The organism is Geotalea toluenoxydans JCM 15764 (assembly GCF_001311985.1).
Taxonomy (GTDB): Bacteria; Desulfobacterota; Desulfuromonadia; order Geobacterales; family Geobacteraceae; genus Geotalea; species Geotalea toluenoxydans.
This window is the reverse complement of the sequence record NZ_BBCJ01000021.1, coordinates 75,344-81,697: the sequence shown is the minus strand read 5'-3', so window position 1 is coordinate 81,697 and position 6,354 is coordinate 75,344. Positions and strand designations below refer to the sequence as shown.

The window sequence follows — 6,354 nt, the reverse complement described above, 5'->3', positions numbered from 1 at the left end:
TCCGACAGACTCCTAGCCTGTCACATTTTCCATTCAAACATCACATTGATCTGATGCCCTCCGAACCCGCCATGGCGTGGCCCATCGACGCCGTAACCATACCCCGTGATGAGGGTGATATCAGCCGGGAACCGGAGGATGATATCCGCTCCAAGCCCGTTCAGGCTGCTGCGCGGCAGGTCATGTCCGGGCAGATAGCCGATCAGGCGTAATCATAGTTCAATTGCAGCTGGAGGCGCTCCATGGCGGGGATGGGAGCGAACCTGTAGGATGTGTTGAGCAGGAAAAAGCTGCGGGCGAAGATTTCACGGAAGTAATACCCATGCAGGATTAAAGGCACTTCGTCCTGAAAACGGAGACCGCTCCCCATGCGGTAGCAGGACAGCTCATCGGTCCTGCCCGAAGTGCCGGCGCTTATCATCACCGATCCGCTCTGTTCCCGCCACAGCGGCATGGCGCCGCCAAGGCTTCCCCAGGTTTGCTGGGTCAGGTGCTCAGTCTCCTGCCGCTGCCCAGGCAGTCCGTGGGGGCCGGTCTTTACCCGATAATCAACCTGATGCCAGAGGGAGAGCTCCAGTGCCTTTTCTGGCAAAAGCTCGGGAGGAACGCCACCCACCCGCACACCCACCTTCACCGAATGAACGAAGCTGTCAGCCGGCAGCAGATAAGTCGGATCGGTATCCCCACTGCGCTGGTAGATGGCATAGCGGGAGGCGAAACGCAGAATGCCGTCCACCGGCAGTTCACCCCCGATGGGTGGCGGCCGCAGGTAATAGGAGAAGGCGGCATCGGCGCCATGCCCCCGGAAGGATTCACGCCGCACGTAGCTGCCGTCACGGACCTGGTCGAAATCGTTGATGAGGAAGCCTCCGCCGATGCTGAGGCCAAGGGCATGCCCCTCTGTCGGCCACTTGTCGCGTATCACCTCGGCGAACAGATAAGGGGAAAGGATGGCCAGGAGGTATGTGTCCGGGGCGCGAAAATGGGGCCGGTTGAAAAGCACCATGCCATAACCGCCCAATGGGCCGTTGTTGTACAGCGGCCCGGCAAAACCCACTTCCATATTGGTCCGACGTTCCGGGTCGATCTCGCCGATTGCTTCCGTCGGCAAAATAAAGAAACAGAGGAACAGAATAATCAGACGGCATTTATATACGCTTTTTCTCGTCGTAGGGGACAGGTGGTCGGCCGACATGGAAAAGCTTCCTCCCTGGGAGCTGTATCCAGAAGTATGAATCAGATCTAATTATTACCGCTGTCGACCATAAAGCAACCTTTGCCATCCATGGCTGACCGCAAAAACATGGACTCATGGAAGAGGGATGTGCTATATATCCAGGGTTTGACGGTGCATCCCATTGATTCGCCGACTATATTTCCAGAGACAGGAAAACAGCCATGCATTACGAAGCAACTAAGCTCAACCACGGCTATGCCGGCCGCATTCTTACCATCGATCTCCCGTCCCGTGCCATTGAGGCGCCGATGCTTGATGAGCACGTCAGGGATTACTTTATTGGCGGCCGAGGCCTCGGTTTGTACCTGTTACACCAGAGTGTGACTTCAACCACCAGGGCCACTGATCCGGAAAACCCGTTGATTCTCGCCAACGGTCCTCTGGGGGGTATTCCCCAGTTTCCAGGCACGGCCAAGGCCATGGCGGTCTCCCTTTCCCCAATCACCGGCGTGCCAGGCGTTTCCAACTTCGGCGGCTATTTCGGGGCTTTCCTCAAATATGCGGGCTTCGATGCCCTCAAGGTCACCGGCAAGGCGGGACGCGATGTGATGATCATCATCGATGGCCTGAAACATCAGGTGGCTGTTGAAGAAATCGCCCATCTGGATGAGGCCTTCGACCTGGAGCGAATGATCGATGAACGCTATACCGGCCAGGGAGTCGACCGCCGCCACATCGCCTTCATGTCAACCGGCATCGGCGCCGACCATACCACCTTCGGCTGCATCAACAGTCATTATTTCGATATGACCAAACCGACGCCGAATGGGCGAGGCGTGTACCGCACCAAGCAGGCGGGGCGTACCGGCATCGGCTCGGTGATGAGCGGCAAGGGCATCAGGGCCATCGTTGTGCTGGCTGCCTACCCCCAGGGTGAAAACCCCTATGGGGCGGCAGACTGGGAGCGGGCAAAGGATGCAGGTAAACGGCTGCACCAGGTGGTCAAGGAGGTGGATCCCACTTCTCTGCGCATGTCGCGCAAGGGGAGCGCCGGACTGATCACCTTCATGAGCAAGGATGAGTACCAGTCACTCCCGGTCAACAATTTTCAGGCAGGTTCCGACCCACGAGCGCCGCAGATCTGCGGCAGCCATTACGAGGAGCATCTCTTCGAGCATCGCGGCATGGATGGCTGCTTTCCCGGCTGCAACCTGCAGTGCAACAAGGGAGGATGGGTGACGCTGGTTTCCGGCGCCCACAAGGGGAGCCGGGTCTGGGTTGACGGCCCGGAATATGAGACGGCCGCCGGCTTCGGCTCCAACCTGGGCATCTGGAATCCCGAGTTCATCCTGGAAGCCAACTGGCACTGCGACAACTATGGCATCGACACCATCAGCACCGCCACCATCCTGGCCTTTGTCATGGAGTGCTTCCAGCGCGGGTTCCTGACCAGCGCCGCTGCCGATGGCCTTGAGCTTACCTGGGGCAATGAGGGGGCAGCGCTGGAATTTATTCACCGCCTTGCTCGCGGCCAGGGTGAGCTGTACAAGCAGGCAGGAGGGGGATGCTTCCCCTGGTGGATTGGGTCGCCGCCGGCTGCAAGGCGAAAACCGGCAAGGATGTCAGGGGTGAACTGGACCTCTTCGCCATGCAGACCAAAGGACTCCCCTTTTCCTTTTACCGCACCCATCGTTCCCTCTCCATGCAGCTCCTACGCTGCCGCCAGCGACATCGGAGCCCACCACGCCGCTGCCTGGCTGATCAAGGCCGACCTGCTCGGCGCTTTTCCCACTTTCGAAGAAAAGGCCTGGGCCCTGATTTCCTATCCGCGGGTCAGACTGGGCAATGACAACCTGGGATTGTGCAAGCTCCCCTGGGTGGACGTTTTCAATCCCGAATCGGCCAGGCGCACCGATACCGACATCCATATCAACCCGCGTCCCAGGAAATCTACGCCGACTTCTTCAACAGCATGCTTGGCACCGACATGAGCTGGGAGGAAATTTTCGCCCAAACCGACCGGGACATCAACCTGCAGCGGGTGATGAACGTGGTGCGCTTCGGCGACAAGACCAGAACCTGCGACTGGATCCCCGACCGGGCCATCGGTCCCACTGATGATGCCCTCTACGAATTGGAAGGGGACTACAATGACGGCGAAGTGGCCGGGATTCTCGGCGTATCCGGAGAGGAAGTGGCCGCCATGGCCACGTCCCGCAAGCGTGTAGTCCTCATGGATTATCGCAAGCAGGAGCTGCAGCGGCTGATCGATGTTTATTATGCGGAGCGTGGCTGGAACCGTGCCGGCATCCCCTTCATCGACACCCTGCAGGAGTTGGGGCTATGGGGTTACCTGACCGCCGAGACCCAGGAAAAAATAGCCGGACTGCAGGAGATTGTCGCGCCGGCTTGACTATGTTAAGTGAAGTGGTATGCTATGCCCCGGTTCGCTGTTATCAATTTTTGAGAGGGAGGATTTATGAAGAAAATGGTTGCTGTTACAGCCGGTTTGGCCCTTCTGGCCTTTGCCGGGGTTGCATCCGCTGCGGAGATCAATGCCGATTTTTCTCCAACCGATGCACTTATGAAAAAAGAACAGGCGCTGAAAGAGCAGGCTGCCAAGAAAGAAACGGACCTGAATGCCAAAAAGACCGAGCTGACCGATAAGGCGAAGAAGAAAGAAGCAGAACTGAAGGACGCCAAGAAGAAGCAGGATGAAAAATCTGCCGAGTCGAAGAAAAAGCGTCAGGAGCAGATTGATGCAGCAAAAAAGAAGAAGCAGGAGCGGATTGACTCCCTGAAAAAGAAAAAAGAGCAGACGGTGAAGGATGTCAAGGATGCGAAGGAGCAGACTAGAAAGGACATCAATGAGCTGAAGGAAGTAAAATAGGTAAAGCTCACTGGATAGGATGGAAAAAAAGAGCCCGCCGGCAGTGCCGACGGGGCTCTTTTTTTGCTCATCGGGGAACTGTGGAACTAGAAGGCAGTCGCGACATCGTCCTTTCGCTCTGTCGCCACAGCTGCGGACCTTGCGGTGCCGCCCGTGTAATGACGCAGGATGCCTGAAACGGCGGATCGCCTCCGTTCAAAATGCGGCGGGTGTCCGCTCGCCGCTGTAGCTCGTCGCTCACTCCCGATGCCACAACTGCCTTCCCCGGAAATGTCTTAAGAGCCCTTTTGCGGAGTAGCAGACGCTTCAGAAAGAAATGCCGAATTCCTTCATTTTCCGGTAAAGAGTGTTGCGGCCGATACCAAGCTTGGCAGCGGCTTTCTGGATATTGCCCTGGTAGAAGGCCAGTGCATCGACAATCATATCGCATTCCACTTCGCGTAACGCCCTGATTTCCTTCACCACCGGTGCGGGCATTTCCGGCTTCACGGCCTGCGCTGACTGCATCTCAAGCAGCTCTGCTGTCAGAAGGCCGCCAATTCCCGCTCTAATGACAGCCCGCTCAATGGCATTTTCCAGCTCCCTGATGTTGCCGGGCCAGCCATAGGCCACCACCTTTTCCATGAAGCCGTTACCGACCGCCGGTACGTCCCGGCCGAGTTTTGCCGCCATTTTCTCTATCAGGTGTGCGGTAATCACTGGCAGGTCTTCTCTCCGCTCACGCAAGGTGGAATGTTGATTTCCAGTACGTTGAGCCGGTAGTAGAGGTCCTGCCGGAACCTGCCGCCATGGACCTCTTCGGCCAGATCCTTGTGGGTGGCGGCGATGATCCTGATATCCACAGGCCGCTCGTTGGCGGAACCGATACGGGAGACCTTCTTTTCCTGGATCACCCGTAAAAGCTTGGCCTGCACATTGGCGGACATGTCACCGATCTCATCGAGGAACAGCGTGCCGCCATCGGCGATCTCGAATTTACCGGCCTGGCCTCCCTTGCGGGCGCCGGTGAAGGTGCCTTCCTCGTAGCCGAACAACTCGCTCTCGATGAGACTTTCCGGCAGGGCGGCGCAGTTAAGGGCGATGAACTGACGGTCACCCCGGGGGCTGGCATTGTGGATGGCCTGGGCAAACAATTCCTTGCCTGTCCCGCTTTCTCCCATGACGAGGACGGTGGAGGGGCTGGCGGCGGCAAGTTTTGCCCACTCCTTGACAGCAGTAATGGCCGGGCTGGCGCCGATGATGTTGTCGAAGGTGTAGCTGTGGGACTGGAGGATGGTGGGGCGCCTGACCGGCTGTCTGTTGTTCATTTCGCGAAAGACGGCAACGGCGCCGATGGCGCCACCAGCATCATCGCGCAGCAGCGTCGCCGAGCTGTAAATCTTCCGTCCCAGCTTCTCGATGATGATCTCCCGGTCCTCGTATTCAGTTCCCTCGGAGAGCACCTGCAGAAGGGTGTTCCGGGCATTATAGATCTTCTCCACATGGCGGCCTTTGGCCAGTGCAGGGTTGCAGCCGAGAATCTCGCCGGCCTTGGCGTTCATTTCCGTTATGATGCCGTTGTTGTTGATGGAGATGAGGCCGTCGGACATGTTTTCCAGCAGGGTATTGGAGTAGCGGTAGGCCGTATAGAGCTTGTCGGTGGCCTTCTGCAGGCGGAGCTGGTTTTCGATGGCGTTGACCGCGGCCACAACCATGCCCAGGGTATGGGCATTGGCGACGCGATAATCGCCGCTGATGTCGAGGATGCCGATTGCCTCTCCTTCGGGATTGAAGATGGGGGCAGCGGAGCAGGTGAGGAAATGGTTGGATTTGCAGTAATGTTCCCAGGCATAGATCTGCACCGGCTTCTTCTCGACGATGGCGGTGCCGATGGCGTTGGTGCCCTGCTGGGACTCGCTCCAGTTACCCCCCGGGCAGAGCAGGACCTGGCGGGTGCGGTTGACTATTTCATTGTCCCCCAGTACCTCCAGCAGGTATCCGAGCTCATCGGTGAGCACGACCTGGAAACCGGACCCCTTGACGAAGTTGTAGAGGTTATCCATGAACGGGCGGGCGACCTTGAGGAGATACTGTTTGTGGTAAATCCGCTCCCTCAGTTCCAATTGATTGACGTAGCCATCGGCTTCCTGGAAAGGATTGACGTTGAGATGGCGGCAGCGCTGCCACGAACTGGCCACCTCCGGGCGCAACAGCTGAACGTCAAGCTCGTGAGTCTCCATGTAGCGTTGCCAGGTTTTCTGCATTGCCAACAGTTTTTGTGGTGCCATCTCCAGGTCCTTGGTCATGG

Annotated in this window: 7 protein-coding genes; 4 read left to right on the top strand and 3 right to left on the bottom strand. The window is 57.8% G+C overall.

Annotation, left to right across the window (positions count from 1 at the left end; all coding sequences use genetic code 11):
• On the top strand, window positions 1-212 hold a 212-nt coding region (locus JCM15764_RS14230), incomplete at its 5' end, for a hypothetical protein (RefSeq protein ID WP_243689041.1).
• Here the strand turns inward: JCM15764_RS14230 and JCM15764_RS14225 are convergent.
• Window positions 203-1,195 (bottom strand): hypothetical protein, encoded by a 993-nt coding sequence (locus JCM15764_RS14225; protein ID WP_054696850.1) that lies wholly within the window; start codon window positions 1,193-1,195, stop codon window positions 203-205. The two genes, JCM15764_RS14230 and JCM15764_RS14225, sit on opposite strands and share 10 nt — an antisense overlap.
• A 203-nt stretch (window positions 1,196-1,398) precedes the next feature.
• On the opposite strand from JCM15764_RS14225, the gene JCM15764_RS14220 reads away from it, so the two are divergent.
• From JCM15764_RS14220 to JCM15764_RS14210, 3 genes are all read left to right on the top strand, one after another.
• The gene (locus JCM15764_RS14220; protein WP_054696847.1) at window positions 1,399-3,168 is read left to right on the top strand and encodes an aldehyde ferredoxin oxidoreductase C-terminal domain-containing protein; all 1,770 of its coding nucleotides are present in this window, start codon (window positions 1,399-1,401) and stop codon (window positions 3,166-3,168) included.
• Window positions 3,165-3,590: an aldehyde ferredoxin oxidoreductase C-terminal domain-containing protein gene (locus tag JCM15764_RS26955; protein WP_279384467.1), complete on the top strand. Its 426-nt coding sequence runs from the start codon at window positions 3,165-3,167 to the stop codon at window positions 3,588-3,590. The genes JCM15764_RS14220 and JCM15764_RS26955 overlap by 4 nt, the downstream gene beginning before the upstream one ends.
• 66 nt (window positions 3,591-3,656) lie before the next feature.
• A complete protein-coding gene (locus JCM15764_RS14210; protein WP_054696837.1) occupies window positions 3,657-4,067 on the top strand; it encodes a hypothetical protein in 411 nt (136 codons plus the stop codon).
• A gap of 306 nt (window positions 4,068-4,373) precedes the next feature.
• Here JCM15764_RS14210 and JCM15764_RS23935 read toward each other — a convergent pair whose 3' ends face one another.
• Together JCM15764_RS23935 and JCM15764_RS14205 are read right to left on the bottom strand one after the other, a co-directional pair.
• Window positions 4,374-4,766: a helix-turn-helix domain-containing protein gene (locus JCM15764_RS23935; RefSeq protein ID WP_243689040.1), complete on the bottom strand. Its 393-nt coding sequence runs from the start codon at window positions 4,764-4,766 to the stop codon at window positions 4,374-4,376.
• Window positions 4,763-6,334 carry a sigma-54-dependent Fis family transcriptional regulator gene (locus JCM15764_RS14205; protein WP_243689039.1) on the bottom strand — a complete coding sequence of 524 codons (1,572 nt, stop codon included), beginning with the start codon at window positions 6,332-6,334 and terminating at the stop codon, window positions 4,763-4,765. Before JCM15764_RS14205 ends, JCM15764_RS23935 begins: the two co-directional genes overlap by 4 nt.
• Window positions 6,335-6,354: the final 20 nt, after the last annotated feature.